This is a genomic window from Cutibacterium sp. LaCa_89 (assembly GCF_058177555.1).
Genome location: NZ_CP190889.1, coordinates 383,930 through 410,633, shown reverse-complemented (window position 1 = coordinate 410,633; position 26,704 = coordinate 383,930). Strand labels below are relative to the sequence as shown.

Annotated in this window: 24 protein-coding genes; 7 read left to right on the top strand and 17 right to left on the bottom strand. The window is 64.7% G+C overall.

The window, feature by feature from the left end; genetic code table 11:
• Positions 1 to 36: 36 nt before the first annotated feature.
• Genes ilvD through ACP8LP_RS01765 form a run of 3 tightly spaced genes read left to right on the top strand, consistent with a single transcriptional unit; the run spans position 37 to position 4,267 of the window.
• Complete coding sequence (ilvD, locus tag ACP8LP_RS01775; protein WP_147612083.1) at positions 37 to 1,914, top strand: dihydroxy-acid dehydratase; 1,878 nt, start codon at positions 37 to 39, stop codon at positions 1,912 to 1,914.
• Between the two features lie 11 nt (positions 1,915 to 1,925).
• Positions 1,926 to 3,449: a threonine ammonia-lyase, biosynthetic gene (ilvA, locus tag ACP8LP_RS01770; RefSeq protein ID WP_484483247.1), complete on the top strand. Its 1,524-nt coding sequence runs from the start codon at positions 1,926 to 1,928 to the stop codon at positions 3,447 to 3,449.
• Between the two features lie 23 nt (positions 3,450 to 3,472).
• Entirely contained in the window at positions 3,473 to 4,267 is a 795-nt protein-coding gene (locus ACP8LP_RS01765) for an SDR family NAD(P)-dependent oxidoreductase (RefSeq protein WP_252908285.1), read from the top strand.
• Between the two features lie 3 nt (positions 4,268 to 4,270).
• Here the strand turns inward: ACP8LP_RS01765 and ACP8LP_RS01760 are convergent, their stop codons facing one another.
• The 14 genes from ACP8LP_RS01760 to ACP8LP_RS01695 all read right to left on the bottom strand — a co-directional run bounded on the left by ACP8LP_RS01760 (position 4,271) and on the right by ACP8LP_RS01695 (position 17,206).
• The gene (locus ACP8LP_RS01760; RefSeq protein ID WP_484483246.1) at positions 4,271 to 5,734 is read right to left on the bottom strand and encodes a GerMN domain-containing protein; all 1,464 of its coding nucleotides are present in this window, start codon (positions 5,732 to 5,734) and stop codon (positions 4,271 to 4,273) included.
• Positions 5,721 to 6,614: a c-type cytochrome biogenesis protein CcsB gene (gene ccsB / locus ACP8LP_RS01755; protein WP_063279224.1), complete on the bottom strand. Its 894-nt coding sequence runs from the start codon at positions 6,612 to 6,614 to the stop codon at positions 5,721 to 5,723. The genes ACP8LP_RS01760 and ccsB overlap by 14 nt, the downstream gene beginning before the upstream one ends.
• Positions 6,611 to 8,212: a cytochrome c biogenesis protein ResB gene (resB, locus tag ACP8LP_RS01750; RefSeq protein WP_252908282.1), complete on the bottom strand. Its 1,602-nt coding sequence runs from the start codon at positions 8,210 to 8,212 to the stop codon at positions 6,611 to 6,613. Before resB ends, ccsB begins: the two co-directional genes overlap by 4 nt.
• On the bottom strand, positions 8,212 to 8,922 hold the full coding sequence (locus tag ACP8LP_RS01745; RefSeq protein WP_484483352.1) for a cytochrome c biogenesis CcdA family protein: 711 nt from the start codon (positions 8,920 to 8,922) through the stop codon (positions 8,212 to 8,214). Before ACP8LP_RS01745 ends, resB begins: the two co-directional genes overlap by 1 nt.
• Positions 8,923 to 8,969: 47 nt before the next feature.
• Positions 8,970 to 9,539, bottom strand: coding sequence for a TlpA family protein disulfide reductase (locus ACP8LP_RS01740; protein WP_063279226.1), 570 nt, complete (start codon positions 9,537 to 9,539; stop codon positions 8,970 to 8,972).
• Positions 9,536 to 10,204: a histidine phosphatase family protein gene (locus ACP8LP_RS01735; RefSeq protein WP_252908281.1), complete on the bottom strand. Its 669-nt coding sequence runs from the start codon at positions 10,202 to 10,204 to the stop codon at positions 9,536 to 9,538. The genes ACP8LP_RS01740 and ACP8LP_RS01735 overlap by 4 nt, the downstream gene beginning before the upstream one ends.
• A 77-nt stretch (positions 10,205 to 10,281) precedes the next feature.
• On the bottom strand, positions 10,282 to 11,997 hold the full coding sequence (locus ACP8LP_RS01730; protein WP_016666936.1) for a bifunctional uroporphyrinogen-III C-methyltransferase/uroporphyrinogen-III synthase: 1,716 nt from the start codon (positions 11,995 to 11,997) through the stop codon (positions 10,282 to 10,284).
• Positions 11,998 to 12,120: 123 nt separating this feature from the next.
• A complete protein-coding gene (locus tag ACP8LP_RS01725) occupies positions 12,121 to 12,465 on the bottom strand; it encodes a glutaredoxin family protein (protein WP_016666935.1) in 345 nt (114 codons plus the stop codon).
• 18 nt (positions 12,466 to 12,483) lie between these two features.
• Complete coding sequence (locus ACP8LP_RS01720) at positions 12,484 to 12,585, bottom strand: 30S ribosomal protein bS22 (RefSeq protein ID WP_002550589.1); 102 nt, start codon at positions 12,583 to 12,585, stop codon at positions 12,484 to 12,486.
• Positions 12,586 to 12,719: 134 nt separating this feature from the next.
• Positions 12,720 to 13,511, bottom strand: coding sequence for a pyrroline-5-carboxylate reductase (proC, locus tag ACP8LP_RS01715; protein WP_016666934.1), 792 nt, complete (start codon positions 13,509 to 13,511; stop codon positions 12,720 to 12,722).
• Positions 13,508 to 14,539, bottom strand: coding sequence for an aspartate-semialdehyde dehydrogenase (locus ACP8LP_RS01710; RefSeq protein ID WP_016666933.1), 1,032 nt, complete (start codon positions 14,537 to 14,539; stop codon positions 13,508 to 13,510). Before ACP8LP_RS01710 ends, proC begins: the two co-directional genes overlap by 4 nt.
• Before the next feature lie 44 nt (positions 14,540 to 14,583).
• Positions 14,584 to 15,354 carry a CPBP family intramembrane glutamic endopeptidase gene (locus ACP8LP_RS01705; RefSeq protein WP_334338508.1) on the bottom strand — a complete coding sequence of 257 codons (771 nt, stop codon included), beginning with the start codon at positions 15,352 to 15,354 and terminating at the stop codon, positions 14,584 to 14,586.
• 65 nt (positions 15,355 to 15,419) lie between these two features.
• Positions 15,420 to 16,316, bottom strand: coding sequence for a proline dehydrogenase family protein (locus tag ACP8LP_RS01700; protein ID WP_334338507.1), 897 nt, complete (start codon positions 16,314 to 16,316; stop codon positions 15,420 to 15,422).
• 59 nt (positions 16,317 to 16,375) lie between these two features.
• Positions 16,376 to 17,206: a sugar phosphate isomerase/epimerase family protein gene (locus ACP8LP_RS01695; RefSeq protein WP_334338506.1), complete on the bottom strand. Its 831-nt coding sequence runs from the start codon at positions 17,204 to 17,206 to the stop codon at positions 16,376 to 16,378.
• 215 nt (positions 17,207 to 17,421) lie between these two features.
• Between ACP8LP_RS01695 and ACP8LP_RS01690 the strand changes: the two genes are divergently transcribed.
• The 4 genes from ACP8LP_RS01690 (at position 17,422) to disA (ending at position 22,388) form a co-directional block, all read left to right on the top strand.
• Positions 17,422 to 18,060, top strand: a complete 639-nt coding sequence (locus ACP8LP_RS01690; RefSeq protein WP_016666929.1) for a VOC family protein — start codon at positions 17,422 to 17,424, stop codon at positions 18,058 to 18,060.
• A 63-nt stretch (positions 18,061 to 18,123) separates the two neighbouring features.
• Positions 18,124 to 19,770, top strand: a complete 1,647-nt coding sequence (locus tag ACP8LP_RS01685) for an NAD-dependent malic enzyme (protein WP_484483245.1) — start codon at positions 18,124 to 18,126, stop codon at positions 19,768 to 19,770.
• A 64-nt stretch (positions 19,771 to 19,834) separates the two neighbouring features.
• Positions 19,835 to 21,235, top strand: coding sequence for a DNA repair protein RadA (gene radA / locus ACP8LP_RS01680; protein ID WP_484483244.1), 1,401 nt, complete (start codon positions 19,835 to 19,837; stop codon positions 21,233 to 21,235).
• Positions 21,236 to 21,284: 49 nt separating this feature from the next.
• Complete coding sequence (gene disA, locus ACP8LP_RS01675) at positions 21,285 to 22,388, top strand: DNA integrity scanning diadenylate cyclase DisA (protein ID WP_016666926.1); 1,104 nt, start codon at positions 21,285 to 21,287, stop codon at positions 22,386 to 22,388.
• 72 nt (positions 22,389 to 22,460) lie between these two features.
• Here the strand turns inward: disA and ACP8LP_RS01670 are convergent, their stop codons facing one another.
• The 3 genes from ACP8LP_RS01670 to ACP8LP_RS01660 all read right to left on the bottom strand — a co-directional run bounded on the left by ACP8LP_RS01670 (position 22,461) and on the right by ACP8LP_RS01660 (position 26,613).
• Positions 22,461 to 22,823 (bottom strand): hypothetical protein, encoded by a 363-nt coding sequence (locus ACP8LP_RS01670; protein ID WP_187117062.1) that lies wholly within the window; start codon positions 22,821 to 22,823, stop codon positions 22,461 to 22,463.
• Between the two features lie 353 nt (positions 22,824 to 23,176).
• Positions 23,177 to 25,228: a hydrogen peroxide-dependent heme synthase gene (gene hemQ / locus ACP8LP_RS01665; RefSeq protein ID WP_484483351.1), complete on the bottom strand. Its 2,052-nt coding sequence runs from the start codon at positions 25,226 to 25,228 to the stop codon at positions 23,177 to 23,179.
• Between the two features lie 50 nt (positions 25,229 to 25,278).
• On the bottom strand, positions 25,279 to 26,613 hold the full coding sequence (locus ACP8LP_RS01660) for a glutamyl-tRNA reductase (protein WP_221267714.1): 1,335 nt from the start codon (positions 26,611 to 26,613) through the stop codon (positions 25,279 to 25,281).
• Positions 26,614 to 26,704 lie beyond the last annotated feature (91 nt).

The following is a 26,704-nucleotide window of genomic DNA, read 5'->3' as shown; positions in this document are numbered from 1 at the left end:
GTCGTCATGTGTACGCAATTGCCGAGGGGGAACACGATGCCCACGCTGAGATCCGCCACCAGCACCACCGGACGCGCCATGGCCGGAGCCCGCGCTCTCTGGCGTGCCACCGGTACCAAGGACGATGAATTCGGACATCCCATCGTGGCGATCGCGAACTCCTTCACCCAGTTCGTCCCCGGACACGTCGGACTGCGTGACGTCGGCATGATCGTCGCCGAGCAGGTCCGCGCCGCCGGTGGCGTCCCCAAGGAGTTCAACACCATTGCCGTCGACGACGGCATCGCCATGGGCCACGACGGCATGCTCTACTCCCTGCCCAGCCGTGAGCTCATCGCCGACTCCGTGGAGTACATGGTCAACGCTCACTGTGCCGACGCCCTCGTGTGCATCTCCAACTGCGACAAGATCACCCCCGGCATGTTGATGGCCGCCATGCGCCTCAACATCCCGACCGTCTTCGTCTCCGGTGGCCCGATGGAGGCTGGGAAGGCGACTTTGACCGACGGGGAGCACAAGCTCGACCTCATCGACGCCATGATCGCCGCCGGTGACGAGACCGCGGCCGACTCCGACGTCGAGATCATGGAGGCCAATGCCTGCCCGACCTGCGGGTCGTGTTCGGGCATGTTCACCGCCAACTCGATGAACTGCCTGACGGAGGCCCTCGGCCTCTCCCTGCCCGGCAACGGTTCCCTGTTGGCCACCCACTCGGATCGTCGCAAACTCTTCAAGACAGCCGGACGCACCGTCGTCTCCCTGGCCAAGCGCTGGTACGACGAGGACGACGCCTCCGTCCTCCCACGCTCCATCGCCACCAAGGCGGCGTTCAACAACGCCATGAGCCTTGACATCGCGATGGGAGGTTCGACGAACACCGTCCTGCACCTGCTGGCCGCCGCCCAGGAGGGCGAGGTCGACTTCACCATGGCTGACATCGACTCCCTGTCACGCAAGGTTCCCCACCTGTGCAAGGTGGCACCGTCGACCACCGTGTTCCACGTGGAGGACGTCCACCGCGCCGGCGGTGTGCTCAGCATCCTCGCCGAGCTGGATCGTGGCGGCCTGCTCGACACCGCCACCTCGACGGTGTGGTCCCCCGACGGCAGCCCGACGACGATGGCCGTCGAGATTGCCAGTCACGACCTCATGTCCGCCCCCGGCGAGGACGTCCGCACGCTTTATGCGGCCGCCCCGGGCGGGGTGCGCACCACCGAGATGTTCTCCCAGTCCTCGCGCTGGGAGAGCCTCGACACCGACCGTACGAACGGCTGCATCCGCGACATCGAGCACGCCTACTCCGCCGACGGCGGCCTGGCAGTGCTGTTCGGCAACATCGCCGAGCGCGGCTGCATCGTCAAGACCGCCGGCGTCGACGAGTCAATCCTCACCTTCTCCGGGCCTGCCGTCGTCTACGAGTCCCAAGACGACGCCGTCACCGGCATCCTGGGCAAGGAGGTCAGGGCCGGGGACGTCGTCATCATCCGCCACGAGGGCCCCAAGGGTGGCCCCGGTATGCAGGAGATGTTGTACCCGACGAGCTACCTGAAGTCGATGCACCTGGGCAAGGAGTGCGCCCTGCTCACCGACGGCCGGTTCTCCGGTGGCACGTCGGGCCTGTCAATCGGTCACGTCTCCCCCGAGGCCGCCTCCGGTGGTCTCATCGGCCTGGCCCGCGACGGGGACACCATCAGTATCGACATCCCCAACCGCACCATCAGCCTTGACGTCGATGACTCCGAGCTGGCCCGTCGCCGCGAGGAGGAGGAAGCCCGCGGAATCGACGCCTGGACGCCACACGCTGCCCGTTCGCGTCACGTTTCCACCGCCCTGCGCGCCTACGGGATGCTCGCCTCCTCCGCCGATCGCGGTGGAGTACGTGACCTGTCCCAGGTCCGTCCGGTGGCTGACTGAGGGGATCGCCAATGTCCGTCAGGAGTGACCAGGAATATCTGCGAGCCGTCCTGCGAGCACCGGTCTACGAGGTGGCCGAGAAGACCCCGCTCGAACCGATGCCCAACGTCTCCAAACGCCTCGACAACACCGTGCTGGTGAAGAGGGAGGACCGTCAGGCAGTCCACTCCTTCAAGATCCGCGGCGCCTACAACCGGATGCGCAACCTCACCGAGGGGGAACGTTGCGCCGGGGTGGTGACGGCGTCGGCCGGCAACCACGCCCAGGGCGTCGCCCTCTCGAGTGCCCGGCTCGCGGTCAAGGCCAAGATCGTCATGCCGAGACCCACTCCGACGATCAAGGTTGACGCGGTGCGCCAGCTCGGCGGCGAGGTGGTCCTGGCCGGGGATTCCTTCGACGAAGCCAAGGCTCACGCCCTCGAACTGGCCGAGAACGAGGGACTGACCTACGTCGCCCCCTTCGACGACCCGATGGTCATCGCTGGTCAGGGAACCATCGGCCTGGAGCTCATCCAGGACGCAGCGGACGTCAACCGGATCTTCGTACCGGTCGGTGGTGGTGGTCTTGCCGCAGGGATCGCCGTCCTCGTCAAGCAGCTCATGCCCCAGGTCAAGATCATCGGTGTGGAGCCAGCTGAGTCGGCTTGTCTGGCAGCCGCAATGGAGGCCGGTGAACCCGTCACCCTGGATCGGGTCTCGCTGTTCGCCGAGGGTGTTGCCGTTGCCCGGATCGGTGACGAGACTTTCCGCATCCTCAAGGACCATCTCGACGACGTCGTCACCGTCGACTCCGACGAGATCAGTGCTGCCGTCAAGGATCTCTTCGACGACGTGCGTGCCGTCGCCGAGCCGGCCGGTGCCGTCGCGCTGGCCGGGCTCAAGAAGTACGTCCGCGCCCACGACATCCACGGAGAGCAGCTCGCTACCGTCCTCAGCGGGGCGAACCTCAACTTCGGGTCGCTGCGTCACATCGCAGAACGCGCCGAGATCGGTGGGCGTCGCGAGGGGATGTTCGGAGTCATCATCGACGAGCGTCCGGGAGCCTTCCTGGACTTCTGCCGACTGTTAGGTGGCCGCATGGTCACCGGGTTCAATTATCGACTTGCTGACGACGACTCCGCGGCCATCTTCGTCGGCGTGCAGTTAGCCCATCGCAACGAACGTTCCGAGATCGTCGAGATCCTGAGCAGTGCCGGACACCGAGTCGTCGATCTGTCCGACGACGAGGCGGCCAAGACCCATGTCCGTTACATGGTCGGTGGGCACCCGTCACGTTCCGTCGGGGAGAAGGTCGTCTCCTTCGTCTTCCCCGAGTCGCCAGGAGCACTGACCCACTTCCTCACCACCCTGGGCACCCGGTGGAACATCTCCCTGTTCCACTACCGTTCCTTCGCAATGGACACCGGTCGCGTGCTGGCCGGGTTCGAGGGTGCGGCTGACGACCCGGACCTGTCGTCTCACCTCGACGACATCGGGTGCCCGTGGAGTGACGTCTCGGACTCCCCCTCGTATCAGATGTTCCTCCGGGAGCGTTGAGAGCTACGTGGAAGACTTGTGACATGACTGAGAAGGATGCGACTCGCGACGAACGCCCGTGGGCACTGGTGAGCGGGGCCAGTGGTGGTCTGGGGCAGGCATTCAGCCGTCACCTGGCCAGCTGCGGAGCCAACCTCGTCCTGACCGGACGCCGTCAAGACGCCCTCGACGACCTTGCCACCAAACTCACCACCCGATACGGGATCCGCACCATCGTCCGTCCCTGCGACATCGCCTCGGCATCCGAGCGGTTGACCCTGGTGGAGGACATCGCCGGGCGCGGCATCATCGTCGACACCCTCATCAACAACGCTGGGTTCGGTGCAGCTGGCCGGATCGCCGAGACCGACCCGGTTCGTCAGACCTCTCAGGTGGAGGTCAACTGTGAGGCCGTCGTCCATCTGTGCGGTCTGCTGCTGCCGGGCATGATCGCGGCCAAGCAGGGGTCGATCATCAATGTCGCCTCCACCGCTGCCTTCCAGCCCATCCCCCAGTTCGCCACCTATGCGGCATCGAAGTCTTTCGTGCTGTCCTTCACGAAGGCGCTGTGGGCCGAGACCAACGGCACCGGGGTGCGAGTCACGGCGGTCTGTCCTGGCCCGACGGAGACCGGATTCTTCGACGTCGCCGGTGTGCCGAGGATGGGAGCTGGAATGCGTCGTCAGCCCGACGATGTGGTGCGTACTGCCTTCGACGCTCTGGCCCGTCATCGTCCCTACGCCATCGACGGATTCATCAACCGCGCCGTCGCACGGTTGGCTCCACACCTGCCACCGCGTCTGGTGATGACTGAGGCGGAGAAGTACCTCAAGATCTGACGGCTACTTCGCCGTCACAACCTTCTCGTCAGCGATGCGGTTCCCTTCCCGGATCACCACGTCATATTCCCCCTTGGGCATGATGACGGTGGCGCTCCACGGGCGCCAGTTGTCACCGTCGGTGGCGGAGATGTTGATCTGCCCGCTGGTGACCATGTGACCGCCCTTGGGAGATCTCACTTCGTATGTCATGACGGAAACCGTCGGCTGGGCGAAACCACTGATGGTCATCTTGCCCGACGACACATCGGCACCGGCCTGTGGCGTGTCGACCCACACCCGGGCGCACTGAGCAAGACCTTCGTCGACAAAATCCGTGGCGGGCTTGCCAATGATCGGCAGGTTCGGCGAACCATCAACGAGGATGCGCACCGACTTGTCACCGGTGCGGTCACCGACGGCCGCCGTGGCGGTCACGACGAGCTGCTGGATGGCCCTTTGCACCTGTTCGCCATTCTTGAACTGGCTGAAGGCGGATGCCGACAGGTCGATGGTGATGCGTTTTCCTTTGACCGATGCCCGGTTCACCTGGCCAGCTGCCCACCCGGATGTGTAATTCGGGTCGAGGGGCGCGACGTTGAGAACCGCCCCAACTGCCGTTCCCAACAGGTCGCCGAGGGTCGGCAGGTCACGCAGCTCACGGTGGATGAGCCCGTCGTCACGGCCCAGGTAGAAGACATCCAACCCAGTCTGAACGGTCGGCAGGGACTGGTCGCTGGCCTGCGGGGTTCGGGCAGCCGGTGCCGCCTCCGAATCACTCGTCGTCGAATTGTGATTCGAGCCCAGCAGGGGAGACAGAATGCCAAGTCCCAGTGCCACCAGACAGGCCAGGGCGACGATCCAGTTGGCGGGAAGGCCACGACGCGGTTTCCGGGAAATCTGAGAGGTGATGGCGTCATAGCCGGAGTTCGGACGGATCGACTCCATGATGGTTTCCAGGGCCGAGCGCACGACCGCCTCGACCCTGGGATCGGCATGGCCGGGGTTCGTGTGGGAACCAGGCCGCAGCGTCTCACCGATGGCAGTCAGACCCTTCGTCTCGTTGTTGTGAACGCCATTGACGCTCATGCCCAGGGTCTCGGCGATCTCGTCGTCTGACAGATCTGCTGTCGCGAATTTGAGGACCAGCACCTCACGCTGTCGGGCCGGCAGCCCCCGCAGACACCAGTACGCCAACTCGTCGGGGGCTTGGGGAGGAGTTGTGTCTCGTTCTGCCGGTTGTCGACCCCTGACCTTGTTCACGACGGCGGTGCGCAGATACGACACAGCATGCTGGTGGGAATGCAACCGCGGATCGCGCCGGTAACTGGTGACAAAGGCTGCGACGACGGCATCCTCGGCCGCCCGCTGGTCTGCCAGCAACAGGGTGGCCAACCTGACGAAGGCGTCCCACTTCTCTTGGTAGAGCTGGGGAAGCCAATCATCGCGGGATTCGGAGAAGGAACCCTTCATGTCAGATGCCGGCATACGAATGCAAGCCGTTGAAGATCAGGTTGACACCGATGAAGTTGAACCAGAAACAGGCCACACCGATGATCGCGATGACGGCAGCCGGGCGTCCGCGCCATCCGGCTGTGGAGCGGGCGTGCATGTAGGCCGCGTAGACCACCCAGGTCACCAGGGACCAGGTCTCCTTGGGATCCCATCCCCAGAACCGGCCCCATGCGTAGTCAGCCCAGATTGAGCCGGCCGCGATGGTGAAGGTCCAGATCGGAAAGCCGATGGCATGTGCACGGTAGGCCAGGGTGTCCATGGACTCCGGGGAAGGAAGCTTGGCGAGCAATCCCCTGACGGGAATTCCAGTCCGCTCAGCCTTCGCCCGGGCGTTCATCGAGATGAGATACATGATCGAGGCAATAGCACCGACGTTGAGCGCAGCAGCAGCAATACAAGCCGCGACAATGTGGATGACGAACCACACCGAATGCAGGGCCGGGACCAGCGGCGCGACAGCCACGTAGAACACGGTGGCTGCCAGGCCGTTACCAACAGCCAGCAACAGGGTGACGGCAATGCCCATCCACCTGACCTGACGGACGGCGACGAGGACAAGGTACGCGATGACGACGAAGAGCAGCGCCGAGGTGACGAACTCGTACATGTTGCCCCAGGGCAACCGATGTGCCGCGATACCGCGGCAGACGACGCCGATGGTCGCGCAGATGGCACCCAGGACGGTGAGGTTGAGGCCCATCCTCCCCCACGTCTCGGATCGCAGCCGCGCCTTGTGGCTGGGGTGCTCGACCCCGCGCACACTGGCCCATTCCACGACGTGAGCCAGGAAGGCAAGCATGTAGAGCACCGCCGCGGTGACGATACCGACGGCCGACAGATTCTCCACACTCACGACTGGGCCTCCTTGATGTCGCCTGACATGCTATCTCCGTGTACCGCAGCCAGCAGAGAGTTTACATCGTCCACCGCACCGGATCGGGAGTCACTGCGGTCCAGGCCACCGATTTCCACCTTCAAGCCCTCCTCGACGGGCGTCATTCTCATCCACACCCGTCGCGACCGTGAGAACAGACTCAAGCACAGACCGGCCACTGAGAGCAGCACGGACAGGAAGGTCAGCGGTAGACCAGGGGTCTGGGACACCTGGATCTTGGCCCAGCGCTGCCAGCCGTTGAACTGGATCGATCCTCTGCCGTCGGGCAGCTTGTATCCCTGCCCCGGCGACAGCACGAATCGGGACTTCTCCTTGCCGTTCTTCACCTGGGTCATGCCGGTCGTGTCGAGGGTGTAGATGTTCGACGGAACACCCGTCTCGCCTGCCGGTTTGCCGTACCAGGCGGTCAGGTACAGCTGCGGGTTGAGGGCGTCTGGGAAGAGGGAGGTCGGGCCACCAGCCGTGATCGTGCCCGTCGGTAGGAAGAATCCCTGGAAGGCCAGACGATCCGGGCGGGCGTCGGGAGCCTTGATGACACCGACGGACTTGAAGTTGCCGTCCTGAGGCAGGAAGACCACAGGACCCGAATAGGCGACCTTGCCATTTCCGTCGCGGACGAGAACGTCTGCGGCGTAGCCATGGCCCAGCAGATGGACCTTGGTCGAGCCGATCCGCAGCGGGTGATTGACCTGCAAGTCTCGAGTCTCGGTCGTGCCGCCCACGGTGAGGTCGACGGTGGCGTCGAAGCTGCGAGCAGCACCACGCTGAACCGTGCCGGTCTCGAAGGATGCTGTGAACTTGCGCAGCTTCATGGAGAACGGGGCCAGATCGTCGGTGTCGACCATCGACCCTGCCTTGAACTCGTCGTACTGGGTGATGTTGTTGGAGAATCCCTGTCCCTCGACGACGACCGAGGTCCCCTTGAATCCCCACAGGGTATTCCAACCGACACCAACGAGCAGGAGAACCAGGAAGACGTGGAAGATCAGGTTGCCCGTCTCGCGGTGGCGTCCAGCCTCGGCACGAATGGAGCCATCGTCGTCAACGACGAACCGGTAACGTCGGGTCTTCAACCACTCCCGGGCTCGCTTGTCGACCTCCTCGGCCGAATCAGAGGTGGTCGTCGAGGCATGGGCCGCCAACCGGTCCAGCCTGGCGGGCACGCGAGGAGGCTGCCGGCGCAAGGCCTTCACGTGACTGATGATGCGCGGAATGATGCAGCCGATGAGGCTGATGAACAGCAACAGGTAGATCGCCGAGAACCACACCGAGGTGTAGACGTGGTACATCCCCAGCGGCCGGTAGATACGATCCAGGGTGGGGTGGTTGGCGGCAAAGTCGGAGACCTTGATCGCGCTGTTTGCGGTCTGCGGCACCATCGACCCCGGGATGGATGCCAGGGCCAGCAGGAACAGCAGGATGAGGGCCGTCCTCATGCTCGTCAGCTGACCCCACAACCACCGCATGGATGCGCCGAAACCGAGTCCGCCGCTCCCACGAGCCGAGGTCGAGCTCCTCGAGTCCGTCACTTTCGCGTCCTTCACGGAATCACCCATCAGATCACCGCCCCGAACTTGGCCGCCCAGGTTCTCAGCATCGCCATTATCGACTCCCACCACCCGGTGACCAACAGCACGCCTATGGCCATCATGAGCACTCCTCCGACACGCTGCACGGTATGTTGGTGGGCACGCACCGCGTCGACCGTGCGACCGATCCACACCAGAGCCGCAGCGGCAGCGATGAACGGGACACCCAGCCCCAACGAATAACAGGTGGCCAGTACTGCCCCACGAACAGCGGATCCTTGGGTCAATGACAGTCCGTAGACCACCGAGAGGGCCGGCCCGATGCACGGGGTCCAACCCAGCCCGAAGACGATTCCCAGGATCGGCGCAGCAGCCAGTCCCGCTCGGGGAAGGCGATGGATCCGCAGTTCGCGTCGTCCCAGCGGTACAAGGCCGGCGAACATGGCGCCAAGCAGGATCGTCAAAGCTCCGACGATGATCTCAATGGTTCGCCGATGACCCATGAGTGCCCGACCGAGGGTACCGATGACCGTGCCGGTCGCGACGAAGACAACGGTGAAACCGATGACGAAGAGGATCGTGCCCACCACGGTGCGGGCGCGATGCCGTCCCTCGATGACGTCGGCCGCGCCCAAACCCGTCACATAGCTGAGGTAGCCAGGGACGAGGGGCAGGACACACGGTGAGAAGAAGGACAACACACCGGAGAAGACCGCCACCGGGATCGCTCCGGCCATCGATCCCGTCAGCGCTTCAGCGGCCCAGGACCCCAGGTCAAGGGGCGTCACTGGCTCTCCTTGGCAACGTCATTGATCGCCTGGACGAGGGTGGCGGTGCTCACCTCTCCCAGGAATCGAGCGGCTGAACGGCCCTTGCGGTCGATGACGAGGGTGGACGGGATGGCCTTGGGAGGCAGCTCGCTGAACTTGAGAAGCATCGCCCCGTCCGGGTCGTAGAAGCTCGGGTACGTGATGTCGAAGGCTCGGGAGAAGGCCTGAGCCGGACCTGGATCCAGGTCTCGGGTGTTGATGCCGTAAAAGACGGCGACATCCTTGGTGCGACCGGCAGCCTTCACCAGGGCTGGGGCCTCGTGACGGCAAGGGGCGCACCATGATCCCCACACATTGAGGACGATGACCTTGCCCTTGGCGTCAGCGGTGCTGATCTCCTTGCCGTCCAGGTCCTTGCCGGTGAGGACGGGGGCAGGCTCACGTTTGTCGGCCGGAACCCTCGACCAGGATCCGTCACCGGCCGCAAATCCCTTGTCGTCACTGGCTGAGGTCGACGAGCACGCCGAGACCCCGGTCACCATGAGGGTTGTCGCCGCGAGGACGGTGATGAGCCGAGTCCTCACTCCCGTGCACCACCTGCGGAGATGTTGGCCCGACGATCCTTGGCCGGGATGAGGTCGCGAGCCGGTTCGCAGTAATCGACGCGCACGATGCGACCGTTGAGCACACCGAAACTCGTCACGGAGGCGAGGGTGCACTGACGGGAACGCGGATCGTGGGGAAGATGTCGCCCCTCGGCTGCGCAACGGGCAATCCAGATCGGCAGCTGATGGGAGACGATGAGGGCCTGTCCGCCCTCAGGAATCTCCTCGGCGGCACGCATGATCGCCCGGGTCATTCGCTCGGCGATCTCGACGTAGGGCTCTCCCCAGCTTGGGGTGAACGGGTTCGACAGATGACGCCAGTTACGAGGATTGCGCAAAGCCTTGTTGCCCTTGCCGAAGACCTGCCCCTCGAAGACATTGGCCGCCTCGATGACGTCGGAATCGACACGCACCTCGAGCTCTGGGTGCACAGCGGCGATGGGGGCCATCGTCTCCCGGGCGCGCTCCAGCGGGGAGCTCACCAGGGCGGACAACTCAACACCAGCGAAATGCTCGGCAGCGCGGGCGGCCATTCGTCGTCCCAGTGGTGACAGGTGGTATCCGGGCATACGCCCGTACAAGACCCCGGTCGGGTTGTCGACCTCACCGTGGCGCAGCAGGTGGACGGTCGTCGTGGCGCCCATCGTCTCCCCTTCCGATACCTCGCGGGTCGCAGAGCCCGCCTCTGCCCATGACCCTACGTCATAGGGCTGTGTCAGCGTCAGCGTGATGGGTGACGGCCCCGACGCTTGCGCTGGGAAGGCCGAACGACCGGCAGGCCCTTGGCGACCATGTCGTCACGACGCTTCGCGGCGAAATCGGCGAGGGCGTCAGCAAGGCTCAACGCAGTCGGCTCCGGGGCGATGACGTCGACCGTCAGACCGTGCTCCCGGCAGGTCTCGGCAGTGCGCATGCCCACGGCAGCGACGACGGTGTGCTTGTGCGGCTTGCCGGCGATACCGACGAGGTTGCGCACCGTCGTCGAGGAGGTGAAGACGACGGCGTCGAACTTGCCGGTCTTGATGGCCTCGCGTGTCTCGGCTGGCGGCGGGGCGGCACGAACAGTGCGGTATCCGACGACATCCTCGACCTCCCAGCCCAGTTCGGACAGGTCGGCCGACAGGGACTCGGTGGCGATGTCGGCACGCGGCACGAAGACCCGGTTGATGGGGTCAAGGGCATCGTCGAAGGCCGGGAATACTGCGGCCAGGGCGCGGGTGGACTGCTCCCCGGACGGCACCAAGTCAGGTCGCACTCCCCACTCGGCCAGGGCGTTGATCGTCGACTCGAAGATGGCGGCGATGCGCAGACCCGAATAAGCGCGGGCGTCCAAACCAATCTGCTCCAGCTTCTCGGAGACGGCCCGCACGGCATTGGCGGAGGTGAAGACAACCCACTCGTAGCGTCCCTCGACGAGACCGCGGATGGCCTTGTCCATTTGCTGCGGGGTGCGCGGAGGTTCCATCGAGATCGTCGGGACGTCGAGGGAGTGAGCGCCGTAGCTCTGCAGACGTGAGGGCAGGGTCGCGGAGTGGTCGCGGGTGCGCGGGATGAGGATCCTCCAGCCGAACAGCGGCTTGGACTCGTACCAGTCAAGCTGTTCGCGCTCCGGAGCCTCGACGACCTTGCCGATGGCAATGTGAATCAGCTCGGCGTCGGTCAGCCGAGCGGACTTGGCGGTCTGCGGCAGCTCGCCGAGGGTGGTGGTGTGGGTGGTCTGCTGGGTCGTTGCGCCGTGGCAGATGAGGGCTGCCGGCTCGTCCTCGCTGCGACCAGAGGCCATCGCATGCTTGACGACCTCCTTGATCCGGCCGGCCGAAGTGTTGACGACGACGAGTCCGTTGGCCGACCAGGTCGATCCCCTGCCCGCGATGTCTCGCTGACAGGCGGCGTCACCGATGAGCTGGACGTCATGGCCATGGAGGGCCAGACCGGCGTACTCCGGAACTGCCGTCATCCCGGTGACACCGGGGACGACGTCGACATCATGGTCGGCGCGGGCCACGGCAGCGGCCTCGGCGCCGATGTCGCCATCGAGGAATGGGTCCCCGCTAACGAGACGGACGACCTCAAGTCCCTGGGAGGCCGCATCAATGATGGTGGCGGTGACGTCGGCGCAGTACTCCGCGACCTTGACCGGGGTAGGTGCCCCCGTTCCAGGCTGGCTGGGCAGGACGGCTGCCTCTTCGTCGGGGCTACCAGCCGAGACGATCCTGACGTCGGAATGGAGCTCCAGGAAGTCGTTGCCGAGCAGAATGCGGTGTCCCGGGCACGAAATGACGATGACCTGGGCGCGATTGATGGCGTCGACGGCCCCCAGGGTCAACAAATTCGGATCTCCTGGGCCAGTGCCCACGAACTGCACCCTGGCCTGGGCCGACGCGGTGCCCAGATCACCGGCCGACTGTGGCATCGGCTGGAGAGCCTCGTCAGTCATCTGGAGTCCTTCCGGTGTCTGCCGCCATGCCGGGCGGTGTGCTCCAACATTGGGCATTGAGGTCAATAGTGCTGGTCTGCGGGGCAACGTGCAAACCTGCCCGCCCGCTGGACGTTCCGACTGTCAGGGCAGCACCGCCGGAAGAGTGGGGCCATCACACAAGGCCGACATGAAGGTGTCGGCGTCAAGGGTCCAGTAGGCAATGAGGGTGCCGTCGACGAAGGTGACCGGGACGTGGTCGCCCCAGCGGGAGCGTAGGTCCTCATCGGTGTCGACGTCGACGATCGTCGGTTCGGGCACGAGATCGCGGTGATCCTCTCTCATCTGTGCAACGAGTTCGATGGCCTCATCGCACAGATGACACCCCTGGCGGGTGACAACAACGACGCGCCCCTCGACCGGCGGGTCGAGGGGCCGTGATTCACCGCTGCGAGGGGCAGTCGTGTCATGCCGATGTCGTCGCCACATGCACAACCGCCCGAAGCGTCACTTGCCGGCGCGACGACGCTGAATACGCGTCTTCTTGAGCAGCTTGCGGTGCTTCTTCTTCGCCATGCGCTTGCGACGCTTCTTGATCACGGATCCCACGGTCAACCTCTTTCGTTGGAACTGGAAGTTTGGTGCACCCGGGTGGGTGCGAAGTTCTCGGCCCACCGACAAGGCGGACAAAGGATTACTTTACGCTGTGATCTGCAATCGAGCCAAAACGCCGCGCTGACCCGTCAGGACACGCCCGCCGCACGGTCTCGACATGCCATCATCGCATCGGCGAAAGTGGCGCGCAGCCCCCCAGCTTCCAACTCAGCCAGGGCCGCCGCGGTGGTCCCGCCGGGGCTCGTCACCTCGGAACGCAGCACTGCCGGGTGCTCGTCTCCGGACAACAGCTCGGCCGAGCCGGCCAGGGTGGCGACGGTGAGCTGGCTCGCCTGGTCGCGCGGCAGTCCCATGGCGACGGCAGCGTCAATCATTGCCTCGGCCACCAGGAAGACGTAGGCCGGGCCGGAGCCCGACACGGCCGTGGCCGCATCATGCAGCTTCTCGGGCACCTCGACGACCCTCCCGACCGTCCCCAAGATCTCGACGACCTTCTCGCCGGCCTCCTCAGCACCTGGCGCAGGGCTGACGATAAACGCGCCCTTGCCCACTCGGACGGGGGTGTTGGGCATGACGCGGACGACATTGCCCTGCCAGGCAGCGAGCAACTTCTCGGTGGTGACACCGGCGGCGATGGAGATGATGATCGCGTCATCCTTGAGGGAATCCGCGACCTCCTCCAGCACTCCGGCGGCCGCATAGGGCTTGACGCCGAGAATGACGAGGTCAGCGTCACGGGCAGCCTCGGCGTTGACCGCTGTCGTCTTCACGCCCAGAGCCCTGGCGATCTCCTCGCGATGGGACTCCGACCGCGCCGTCGCAACGACATCGTCAGCCTTGATCGTGTCGGCGTCGATGAGCCCACCGATGAGGGCTCCGGCCATCGTCCCGCAGCCCAGAACCGCAACCTTCCCGCTCATTCGGCAGCCACCAGTTCGGCCAGTTGCACGGCATTGAGGGCGGCACCTTTTCGCAGGTTGTCCGCGGAACAGAAGAACACCAGCCCCTTGCCTGCCGGGGCGGACTGATCAGGACGGATACGCCCGACCAGGGACGGATCGGTTCCGGCGGCAGAGCGAGGATCCGGGACGTCGACGACCTTGACACCCGGAGCCTTCACCAACAGCTCGGTAGCCTTCTCGGGGCTCAGATCGTCACGGAATTCCGCGTGCACCACCAGCCCGTGGCCGCTGTACACCGGCACCCGCACGCAGGTTCCGGCGACCAGCAGATCCGGGATATGGAGGATCTTGCGCGACTCATTGCGCAGCTTCTGCTCCTCGTCGGTCTCGCCGGTCCCGTCATCAACGAAGTTGCCAGCGACCGGGACGGCGTTGAAGGCGATCGGCGCGACGTAGGGCCCGAAATCATCGACCGGTACTCCCCGTCCGTCCAGGGCCAGGGCCGAGGGGCCGTCGATGGCTGCGGTCTGCTCGGTGAGGGCGCGCACTCCGGCGACGCCCGATCCGGAGACCGCCTGATAGGTGGCCACGACGAGACGGGTCAGTCCGGCAGCGTCATGAAGCGGCTTGAGCACCGGCATGGCCGCCATCGTCGTGCAGTTCGGGTTGGCGATGATCCCCTTCGGACGCTTGGCGATGTCCTCAGGGTTGACCTCGCTGACGACCAACGGGACGTCAGGGTCGCGTCGCCAGGCCGAGGAGTTGTCGATGACGACGGCCCCGGCAGCAGCCACCTTAGGGGCGAACTCGCGAGAGGTACCGCCACCCGCGGAGAAGATCGCGATATCAAGGCCTGAGAAATCAGCCGTCGCAGTGTCCTCGACGAGGACCTCACCGTCTTCCCATGGCAACTTCTGGCCGACCGAACGGGCAGAGGCGAAGAACCTCACGTCGTCAGCTGGGAAATGACGCTCCGCCAGCAAGGTGCGCATGACCCGACCGACCTGTCCAGTGGCTCCGAAGACTCCAAGCTTCATGCCGCCCATGGTAGGGGCATGCCACGACAGGTCCGCGCAGTGTCCGAATGGACTCACAACCAGCTGACGTGACCGGCCAGATAGGCGTATCCGATGAAGGAGACGATGTCGAGGAAGACGTGGGCCACGATGAGGGGCAGGAGTCGACGTCTCTTGGAGAAGACCCATCCCAGGAAAAGACCCATGATGATGTTGCCGAGGAAACCGCCCCAGCCCTGGTACAGGTGATAGGTGCCGCGAATGACGGCCGAGACGACGATGACCATCGTCGTCGACCACCCGATTTGACGCCACCGCGTGAACAGGTAGCCGACCATGACGGTCTCCTCCAGGACCGCATTCATGAGGGCCAGACCGATGAGTACCGGGACCATCCACCACACATGCTGCAGTTGGGAGGCCTGAACCGTCGTGTTTAGCCCCAGTGCGCGAGCGGCGAGGTAGAAACCAAGCCCGGGAATGCCAATGATGACGGCCAGAATCGCTCCGGCGCCGACATCCTGCCCCCACCCCGGCCCTTGCAGACCGAGGGCGTGACGAACACCCTTGCGAGGGGGCTTGACCTGGGCGAGCAGGAGCAGAGCCAGCAGGGCCGGTGCGACACCGAAGACAATGTCAGATAACTGGTAGAGCAGATCAAGCCAGGGACGCCCGGGGGTCACCGATGAGTTGAGCTTCGCGGTCTGTTGATCCATCGGCACACCGCGGGTGAGTCTCTCGATCATTCGCAGAATCGAGTACCACGCGGACTGCCCCAGGCTGACGGCCAGGAGGAAAATCGTCTCCCACAGCAGGCACCGATCCGCCCAGCGGTCCCCTATGATTCCCCGGCGAGGGGTCTCGTCCAGGCACCGGCGAGGGGAGACGGTGCTCGTGCCATTCCACATCGTCAACGCCTCTCCACCAGCGACCTTCCGAACAGCCAAATATTGCCCGGTCTCTCGACGATCCGTCGAGTGCAGTACCGGTACCAATCATGTCCATAGGGCAGATAAACCCTCACCCGGTGGCCAATGTCCACCAGCCTGCGCTGCTCGAGGGGACGAATTCCTTGCAGCATCTGAAACTCCAGGGGTCGATCCAAACTAGCCATGAGCTGCTCGCCGAGGGCGACGAAGACCGGATCATGGCTGGCCAGCATCACCGTCGAGGGGCCGGTCATGAGGGCACGCAGGCATGCCGCCATCCTCAGATCGACGTCATGGGGATGGATCAGGGTGACCGAACGAGGACCGGTGTAGGAGCCCTTGCACAGCCTGATGCGTCGCCCCGGAGCGGCCAGTTCCCTCACCTGGGTGAGGGAATCGTGGCGGGCCGCCTGGATGACGATGCCGGTGTTCTCGTAGTCCTCCAGCAGGTCCATGCCGATGCGGTGGGAACGATCATGGATGTCCGGGCCCTCGTCGTCCACCGTCACGGCGACGTGGTTGTCGCGAGCGATATCGCAGATCTGCCTGGCGTTTTCCCGGGCGAGCTCGTCGTCAACTCGCAGTCCAAGAGCCGCGAGGCTGATGGAGACCTCGCTGTGGCCACCAAACGCCGGATCGGCACCGAGCCTCTCGATCACTCCGCACAGCCCGACTGTCGCCCGGCGAGCCTGGGCGACGTCGACGGCGGCGGGGTCGAGGGGATGCAGGCTGACGTCCAGACCCTTGAACACCTGGTCGGCAGCCTTTTCGATGGCTGTCCCGACGTCCTCACCAGCGACATAGGTCGCGGCGATCTCACGGGCCAAACGTGACTGGGAAACCTCGTCGGCAATGGTCGGATCCATCGCCAGTTGCATCGCTAGACGTCGACCCGATGCAAGCAGAGCCCCGCCACGGAAATCGTGTCGATTCTCGGTCACTGATGGGCCTCCTGCCGCGCCTCGATGTCACGACGCGCGAAGATGCCACGGTCAACGGCCATACGGGTCTGCATCAGGACTTCGGAGAGCGCCTCGAACCGGGCACCTTGCCCAGCTCCCTGCCCGGAGAGCTTACGAGTGTTGACCTCGAGGACGATGTCACCGTTGAACCCGCCAGCCACGGCACGCTCGACGACCTCCCAGGCATGCTGGTTCCCCCGGCCGGGCAGAAGATGCTCGTCCTTGAAGGTGCCCGAACCGTCGGTGAGGTGGATGTGACGCAGTCGCGGCCCCCACAGGTCCACGAGCTCTCGCGAGTCCATCTGGGCCGTGGCGGCGTGGGAGAGGTCCAGGACGAGGTGGTCGTAGCTGAGTTTGGTGGGGTCGAATCCGGGCAGGTATGCGGCGAAACGGCCCGCCGGGGTACGCCACGGGTACATGTTCTCCACGGCAAAAACCAGTGGGGCGTATTTCTCGTTGAGCTCGGCGATGCCTTCCTCGAACTGGCTCGCATAGTCGCGCTGCCAGCGGAAGGGCGGATGGACAACGATGAGCTCGGAGCCAAGTCGTCCTGCAGCCTCGGCGGCCTTGTCCAGCTTGCCCCAGGAGTCGCCTCCCCACACATTCGGAGTGACGAGCAGGCATGGAGCGTGAATCGACCACACCTTGACGTCGTGCTCTGCCGACAACTCGACGACTCGGTCGACATCAGCGGCAACCGGGTCGATGCCGACCATGAGTTCCACGCCGTCATAACCAATGGCCTTGGCACGAGTGAAGGCGTCGGCGGTCGACTCGGGATAGACCGAGGTCGTCGACAACGTCACGCGGGGGGCACTGGAAGCAGCCGTGGTCGAGGGTTTGTCAGGTCCGGCACTGTCAGGCACATGCTCAACCTACCTTGTCGGGGTCGACGGCGTGCCACGAGCCAAGGAATGCGCGCCCCGTCCACATCCCCTCAAGACCTCGCTCGGACCCGCTCCATTGCAGCCAACCGGGGGTCGGATTTCATCATGGAAAGCACAAAGGGGACAATACTGCCATGCACGTCGACCATCTCATGTTCGCCGCTGGCCCTGCAGGTCTCGATGAGGATGCCGCTCGCCTCGGCGAAATCCTGGGGACCTCATTCATCAACGGCGGAGTCCATCCGAGCTTTGGAACCCGCAACCGCATTCTGCCGCTGGTCGGGCCGCGTTACATCGAGGTTGTGGAGGTGCTGGACCACCCCGCAGCCGAGAAGGCCGTCTTCGGCCAGGCCGTGCGCGCACGTCAGGAACAGGGCGGCGGATGGATGGGGTGGGCCGTCTCCGTCGACGATCTCGCCCCCTACGAGAAGCGCCTCGAGCGTGAGTCGGTGCCCGGTAACCGTACCTTCCCCGATGGTCGTCACCTCGAGTGGCGCCAGATCGGTATCAAGGGCCTGATGGCTGACCCGCAGCTTCCTTTCTTCATCAAGTGGACCTCCCCGGCCGAGCTGCTGCCCTCCAGCCTGAGCGGCAACGTCACCCTCGCCTCGGTCGAGGTGTCCGGATCGCGTCAGCGCGTCGAGAACTGGCTGGGAGAAACCATTCCCGACGAGGTCGAGGGCATCACCTTCGACTTCACTAGCCCGAATGGCCACCCCGGCATTGACGCCGTGACCTTCGACACCCCGTCCCACGGACGAGTTCGCATCTGACGTTAAAAAACTGACAGAACCTCCCGGTCGTGTAAGAAACGAAGTCATTACCGGGAGGTCGTCGTGTCCAGGAAACCCGAACCCATGACGAACCCGATCACGAATCGGGGAACGGCTTTCACTCGCGCCGAACGGCTGGAGCACGGGATGATCGGACGGCTTCCGGCAGCCGTCGAGACTCTCGAGCAGCAGGCCCAGCGCTGCTACCGCCAGCTCCAGGAATTCGACCGCAACATTGACCGTTACGTATTCCTGGAAGAACTGCAGAACCGTAACGAGACCCTTTACTACAAGCTGCTGGTCGATCACCTCGTCGAATTGCTGCCGGTGATCTACGACCCCACCGTCGGCGAGGCCATCAAGAAGTGGAGTCACGCCTACCGACGCTCCCGCGCGGTCTACCTGTCCGTCGACCACATCGAGGATGTCCGTCCCTCCTTCGAGACCCTCGAGTTGGGGCCTGACGACGTCGACCTCCTCGTTGTCTCCGATTCCGAGCAGATACTCGGAATTGGGGGCTGGGGAGTCAACGGGACCGACATCTCCATAGGCAAGCTCGCTCTCTACACGGCAGCCGCGGGCATCCGTCCGGAGCGGACCATCGCCGTCAACCTCGACGTCGGCACCGACAACGCATACCTGCTCAACGACCCGTCGTACCTCGGCAATCGTCATGCCCGAGTGCGCGGGGAACGCTATGACGAACTCATCCACGAATACCTCAAGGTCGCCAGCGAGCTGTACCCGCATGCCCTGCTGCACTTCGAGGACTTCGGGGCCTCCAATGCCCGTCGGATTCTGGTGCAGAATGCCGGGAGCCATCGCATCTTCAATGACGACATGCAGGGTACGGCAGCCATCGTCCTGGCCGCCGTTATCTCCGGTCTCAAGGTCACCCGACAGACCTTCGCCAGTCAGCGTCTGCTGGTGTACGGGGCAGGTACCGCCGGTACCGGAATTGCCGACCAGATCCGAGAGGCCATGATCAGTGATGGCCTGGGTCAGCAGGAGGCTATTGATCGAATCTGGCTCATCGACCGCAATGGGCTGGTCACCGACGACATGGAGAATTTGCCCGATTACCAGGAGCCTTACGCCAAGCCAGCCGCTAAGACGCGTCGTTGGGCTCATTCAAACGGGCATATCGGTCTGGTGGAGACGGTCCGGCAGGTTCACCCGACGATCCTCATCGGCACCTCCACCGACCACGACGCCTTCACCCAGCAGGTCGTCGAGGAGATGTGCAAGGGGGTCGAGCGTCCCATCATCCTGCCGTTGTCGAACCCCACCGAGAAGATCGAGGCGGTGCCGGCAGACGTCATCTCATGGTCGAGGGGAAAGGCCCTGGTCTCCACCGGCATCCCGATTGAGCCCTTTGAGTATGACGGTGTGCGCTATGAGATCGGACAGGGCAACAACGCCCTCCTCTACCCGGGCCTGGGGCTGGGGGTCATTGTCTCGGGAGCCGAGCGAGTGAGCGCCGGCATGATCCTCGCCGCGGCCGAGGCCGTCGCCTCCCAGGTGGACCCGCGTCCGGCGGGAGCATCCCTTCTCCCCGCCGTGGAGAATCTGCGGGCTTCCTCGGCGACGGTCGCAGTGGCGGTCGTCCAGGCCGCCATCGAGGAGGGAATCGCCACGAAACATCCCGACAACGTCGTGCAGGCAGTTCAGGACGCCATGTGGTGGCCGCACTACCCGCCGCTGGCCTGAGGAGGACACCACCGGAACACCACCATCGTCGAACCTGTCGGCCCCTGCTGACAGGGTATGAGCCATGGCGAAGAAGACGCAGGCTCCGACATGGGTGTGCACCGAGTGCGGCTGGACGACGTCCAAGTGGGTCGGTCGCTGCGGGGAGTGCCAGACCTGGGGTTCGGTGGTCGAGAGGGGAGCACCGAAGCTCACTGCGGTTGCCTCGTCGACACCCACCTCCAAGGCGGTGCCCATCGGCGAGGTGAGTGAGCAGGCCGCCAACCGTCACCTCACCGGGATCAGCGAGTTGGACCGGGTGCTCGGAGGTGGTCTGGTGCCCGGGGCCGTCGTGCTGCTCGCCGGAGAACCAGGAGTCGGAAAATCGACCCTGCTCCTCGACGTCGCTGCCAAATGGGCCAAGGCCGGACGACGCACCCTCTACGTCACGGGTGAGGAGTCGGCGGCACAGGTGAGACTGCGGGCGGGTCGTACGAATTCACTTGCTGACGAACTCTATCTGGCCTCCGAGACCGACCTGGGGACGGTACTGGGACACATCGAGCAGACCGAGCCTTCCCTCATGGTGCTGGACTCGGTTCAGACGGTGGGGACGAGTCAGGCTGACGGCTCCCCCGGCGGGGTCTCCCAGGTGAGGGAGGTCACCGGTGCGCTGGTACGGGTGGCCAAGCGGCGTGGCATGGCCGTCATCATCGTCGGTCACGTCACCAAGGAGGGGTCGATCGCCGGTCCGCGCACCATGGAGCACCTGGTCGACGTCGTCCTCAACTTCGAGGGTGACCGTCACTCCGGATTCCGCATGGTTCGCGCCGCCAAGAACCGTTACGGCCCGGCCGACGAGGTGGGCTGCTTCGAGATGACCGACAGCGGAATCATGGAGGTACCCGATCCGTCGGGACTGTTCACCTCGGACAATGCCGATCCCCAACCGGGCACCTGCGTGACGGTGACGATGGAGGGCCGCCGTCCCCTGCTCTCGGAGGTGCAGGCGCTGGTGGCCCCATCAGCATCCGAGAAGTACCCGCGGCGCACCACCCATGGGGTCGAGGGCAGCAGGGTCGCCATGATTCTGGCCGTCCTGGAACGCAAGGCAGGCATGCCACTGAGCAACCGGGATGTCTACGTCTCGACGGTGGGTGGGGCCAGGGTGTCGGACCCGTCGGCCGATCTGGCGATCGCAGTGGCGGCAGCCTCGGCTGTTCTCGACGCCAACTTCCCGACGCGAGTCGTGGCCCTGGGAGAGGTCGGACTCGCTGGTGATCTGCGACGTGTCCCTGGTTTGGAGAGACGCGTGGGAGAGGCAGCACGCCTCGGCTTTGACCTCGCCGTCGTGCCACGCAATTCCCGCGAGGCGCACACCAAGGTCCCGTCCATGCACGGCCTTCATGTCATCGAAGTCGGCAGTGTGGCCGAGGCACTGTCGGTGCTCAACCTGCGTCGGCAGCGCAAGGCGGACCAGTCATGATGAGCACATCCCAGGTGAGAACTTCGATGGGTAGAACTAGAGTCGTCTCATGACCGACGCCCAGCCGACCCCCGAGAACGATCGGGAGACGGAGGCCGCACGGGTCCGTCACCTGATGGCCCTGCTCGCCCCCGGCACACCTATCCGGGAAGGACTCAACCGGATCATCAATGGACGTACCGGTGGCCTCATCGTGCTCGGTAATGGCCCGGAGATCGATGAGGTGTGTTCCGGCGGTTTTCCACTCGACGTCCGGCTCACTCCACAGGCTCTTCGCGAGCTGTCGAAGATGGACGGTGGGCTAGTCGTCTCGAGCGACCACGAGCGAATCACCGCGGCTGCGGTCCACTTCGTCCCGGATGGCAACCTGCCGACGATGGAGACCGGTACCCGTCACCGCACCGGTGACCGCCTCTCCCAACAAACTGGCGCACCGGTGGTCGTCGTCTCGGCGTCGATGTCAGTGATGTCCCTGTTCCTCAATGGCCGCCGTTACCCGATTGAGAGGCCGGAGCAGCTACTGGCTCGCGCCAACCAGGCACTGGCGACCCTGTCGAGTTACCGTGCTCGTCTGGTTGAGGAAGCTGACAACCTCACCATGCTGGAGGTCCGCGATCAGGTCCAGGTCCGTGACGTCGCAGCCGTCGCCCAGCGCGTCGAGATGTGGCGTCGGATCGACGCCGAGGTCCGCGGCTATGTCTCCGCGCTTGGTGTCGAGGGTCGTCTGGTCCAGTTGCAGCGCAACGAGCTGTCCCTCGGGGTGGAGGACCTGGGACGTCTGCTCACCGAGGATTACCGGCCGGACTCCGTCGCCCCGGGCGAGTTCTCCCTGTCCGGTCTGCAGACGCTTCCCTGGGAGGACCTTCTCGACGTCGCCAAAGTGGCTGGGGCCATCGATCTCGATCCTGTCGAGCACCCCCTCGACGCTCCCATGCAGCCACGTGGACACCGTCAGCTGGCATCGATCACCGATTTGTCGTCCCGGGCGATTCAAGCGATCATCGATCACTTCTCGAACCTGCAGACCTTGGTGTCGGCCTCCACGTCAGAACTTGGCGACGTCAAGGGAGTGGGGCTGAAGCGGGCCCGCGAGATCCGGCAGGGTTTGGAGTCAATCTTCGAGAACGACCAGCGCACCCATCACTTCCACTGACAACGATTTCGGCTCCCAGCTCGAGAGCTGGGAGCCGAAACATGTCATGGGGCAGGGGGTGTGGATGGAGGGTCACTCACTCATCTGCATGATGAACCGATCGCTCGAACCGCCATCAATGTTGACGGTGGCGATGTAGTAGCCACTCCCCAGGGTTTCCTTCGACAGCTTGCACTTGTCGGTGGACCGTTTGGTCGGCCATGAGACCTTATAGGTCCAAGGATCCTTAGACCTGATCTCACGGATGCCCTTTGGCCCCCAAGAGCCGCAGTCCTCGGTCGACCAGATGCGGTCTGATCCGGAGGTGACGGTGAGGGTCTGCTTCACCTTCTGGGTGTCCCAGCGACAGTCAGACGAGCTCTTCACCTCCACGGTGAAGGTCTCGGTGTCACCCACCTTGGGCTTCTTGCTGTCTCCCGTGATCTTGACCGTCAGCTGGGACCCTTCGCAGAGTTCGCCAGCGGTCGATGCGGATGGAGATGACGACGCTGATGCGGACGACGTCGCCGACGGGGATTTCGAGGAGGAAGCGGACTTGCCGGAACTGGCCGAACCCGGGGGAGTCGGAGTCTCCGGGCCCCAGGCGGTGTCAGTCCATGACGGGTTCGGGGTGAAGGACGACGCCGCCGGCGCCGCCGACTTCTTCGAACCGCCCATGAGCTTGGAAACACCCGTGACCACCAGGGCAACGACAATCACCACTGCGATGAGCAGGACCAGACGCCGCACCCAGTAGGTCTGCGGCGATTCCGGTCCCACCGGGTCGGTCAGGCCACGCAAGGGCGCCATCAAGCTCTCATCTGGCGGTCGGCCCAGGTCACCGGGGAGACGCGCTCGCCAGTGAAGAAGGGGGTGTCAACGTCAACATGACGACGAGCCTCGACGTAGCGCAGGTCCTTCATGACGTCGACGACGCGAGCGAGGTCGTCACCCTCCAGGGCGAGAATCCACTCGTAGTCTCCCAGGGCGAATGCGGCCAAGGTGGACGCCTTGACGTCAGAGCTGGCAGCACCGACCATGCCGTGCTCGCGCAGCATGCGGGAACGGTCAGCAGCCGGGAGCAGGTACCACCCCTTGGAACGGACGAAGGGGTAGAAGGCAGCCCAGCGCCGCGGGGCGACTCCGGCGAAGCAGGAGGGCAGGTGAGACTTGTTGAACTCTGCCGGACGGTGAACGCCCACATTCGACCACACCGGATGGAGATGGCGTCCCAGACCGGATCCGCGGAACCGATGGTAGGCGTCCTGCAGGGCCGTCGGATTGTCGCTCAGCCACCACACCAGCAGGTCGGCGTCCGCGCGCAGACCCGACAGGTCATACCAGCCACGGGTCTCGACGCCGGACTGTCCGACCCACTCGTCGGAGCCCTCGATGAGCTGACGGCGCGCCACATCGTCGGCGGGAAGCGGAGTGGCAACGCTGAATACCGAGTACATTGCCCACTTGCTGGAGGCATTGACCTCCTCCGGGACGACGGCATGATCACGCGGATCAGTCGGTGCGGTGTAGGAACCGGCGGGGGCCTCGTCGTCGCGAGGTCCCTCAATCACTGTATTGCTGCTCGAATGGTCAGTCATGGGGATCTCCTTGGTCAGAAGGTCGTAGGGGGAAGGAGCTTCTGGCTCCGGTCCGACGGCCTCAGGAATGGCGTCAGGTCCAGGAACGGTAGCAGGTCTGGGACCGGACAGGACCTCAGGTTCTGGGTGCGCGGCCTCCGCTGCCGTTGCCGTACCAGTCGATGCCACGGCTGCGGCCACCGGCTCGGAGGCCTGTGTCCCGTCAGGCGCGACGACGTCACTCCCGGAGATGGCCGGAATATCCTTGGCGTCCGGGCAGCGTCGGCAGCATCCGGGAGCACAGGGGGTGGGCCAGGAGGTCAGATTTCCACCCTCTCCTCGGGCAGCCGCTGCCCGGGTCATGATCAGGCCCGCCATGTCAGCGACGAAGGCCGGATGAGCGCCAGCGGTCGCAACACGGGCAAAGGCCAGCCCGATTTCAGCCGCCGTCTCAGCTGCCTCGTGATCGAGGTCATTGACGACCTCCATGTGATCAGCGACGAAACCGATCGGCGCAACCACGACGGACTTGATCCCCTGCTCCGGAAGGGTGCGCAGGTGGTCACTGATGTCAGGCTCCAGCCAGGGGTCAGTAGGGCGTCCCGACCGCGAGCAGTAGGCCAGATCCCACTGCGGCATGTTGCCGAAGGCATGACGCACCTGGTCAGCAATCTTCTCGCACACCGCCTTGTGCTGGGAGATGTAGTCAGTCCCTGGCTGCCCAGCCCCCGACGCCTCCTGCATGGGGCCAGGGATGGAGTGGGTGACGAAAACGACTCGGGTGGCCTCGAGCGGAGTCGGCGGGATGCGCATGAAGGACTGCATGAGGGCTTCCGCATTGGCGCGAATGAAACCGGGGGCCTCGTTGAAGGGAGGCACCTTGTCGATCTGCATGTCCGTGATGCCGGCCTGGTCGAGGGCCGCAGCAATCTCCTCGCGGTACTGACGGCAACCGGAGTAGCAGGCATATGCGGAGGTGACGACGGCAAGCACTCGACGCACACCGTGCTGGTGCATCTCGGGCAGGACGTCATCAAGGAACGGTGAGCCGTTGCGGTTCCCCAGCAGGATCGGGACTCGGACTCCGTACTGGTGAAGCTCATTCTTCAAGGCGTTGACGAAGGCGTCCGTCGCCGCGTTGATGGGGCTCACCCCACCAAACCGGTCATAGTGGTGAGCGACCTCGACCAATCGCTCATCCGGAATGCGACCGTTGGAAACCCTCCTCAGGAAGGGCATGACCTCCTCCGGGGACCGCGGCCCACCGAAAGATGCGACGAGCACCGCGTCATAGGGAGCCAACGGATCCTTGGGGGCTGCATACGGGTTGGCGGTCACGAATTCTTCTCCTCACCTCGGGGCGCCGCATCCGCGGCAAGGTCCTCCACCCGCAGGCCGGTCACCGGGCAGGCCATGCAGTCAGCGTTCGTGAAGGTTGACATGTCGATGACGGGCGCGGCGATCTCGACGTCGATCCCCAACACGTCCGACAACGAGTTGAGCCAGCGATCCCCCAGGCCCTTCTCAGAGGCCATCCTGGCTCGCGCCGACGGGATGTGCGCCATGGACGCAGCAAGCCGACGCAAAGAAGCTGCCACCTCGTCGACCGGCACCGATCCCTCTTCGGGCAGGCGCTCAAGCTCGGCGGTGACGAGATCTGAGATGACGTCGCGCAGGGCGACGACGGCCGGAGCCATCCGACGACGCTCGAGGTCGATGGCAAGGTGCCGGACCCCGACAGCGACGATGTGCTCGGCGGCGGCGCGTTCGGCCTCGGCAGAGGCGGGAACGGCATGACGAATGGTCTCCAGGTCGATGACCTCAACCCCAGCGGGCACCGGATCCTCGACGTCACCGCTGACGGCCAGATCAAGGACCAGCAGGTCTCGTCCGGCGCGAGCATCCACTGCGCGTCGGGCGGCCTGTGCGGAGAGGGCGGGCACGCCCGATCCACGGCAGGTGACGACGAGGTCAGCCTGTGCCAACGCGGCGTCCAGATCGACGGCCTCGGCCACACGGTGACGGCGTGCGAAGCCGGCGGCACGTCCGGAAGCGGAATGAACCTGAATGTCGGTCACCCCGCGGGAGTTCAGCTGGGCGCACGACGCGCCGGCGTAGGAACCAGTTCCCATGACGAGAACACGAACCCCGTCGAGGTCCATCCGCTGGGAAACGAGGTCCAGTCCGACGGCCACCACGGTGCGCCCTTCGGCAGCCAGTGCCGTCTCAGTGGCGACATGGCGGGAGGTCTTGAGCGCCTCCTCAACGACGTGGCCGATGATGTACGAAACCGTCTGTTCCTTGCGCGCCTCATTCAAAGCACGCTTCATCTGTCCGGCGACCTCGCGCTCACCGACGACCATCGACTCCAGGCCAGCAGCCACCCGGAACACACGCCAGACGGCGTCGTTCTCACAGAAGATCTGGGCCGAGTCAGCCAACACCGTCGCCCCCTGGTCGGCGAGACAGGCGCGCAGCGCGGTCTCGCCGAATCCTTGAGCGGCAGAGTCGGGAGAAGTCTCCACGATCAGGCACACTCGGTTGCACGTTGACAACACGAGAGCGCCACGGATCTGGGGATGGTCAGTCAGCGCCAGGCCGAGCCCATCGACCTGCGCGGCAGCCTCGGAAACGACGCCGAGTCCTTGCTCGGCATGATCCACGGTCAAGACACACAATCCCACGAGATGTTATTGAACCATGTGGTTCCGACGGTCCCCAGTAGCCGCGAGCCTTTCGCCGCAGTCGACAACTGCCCCA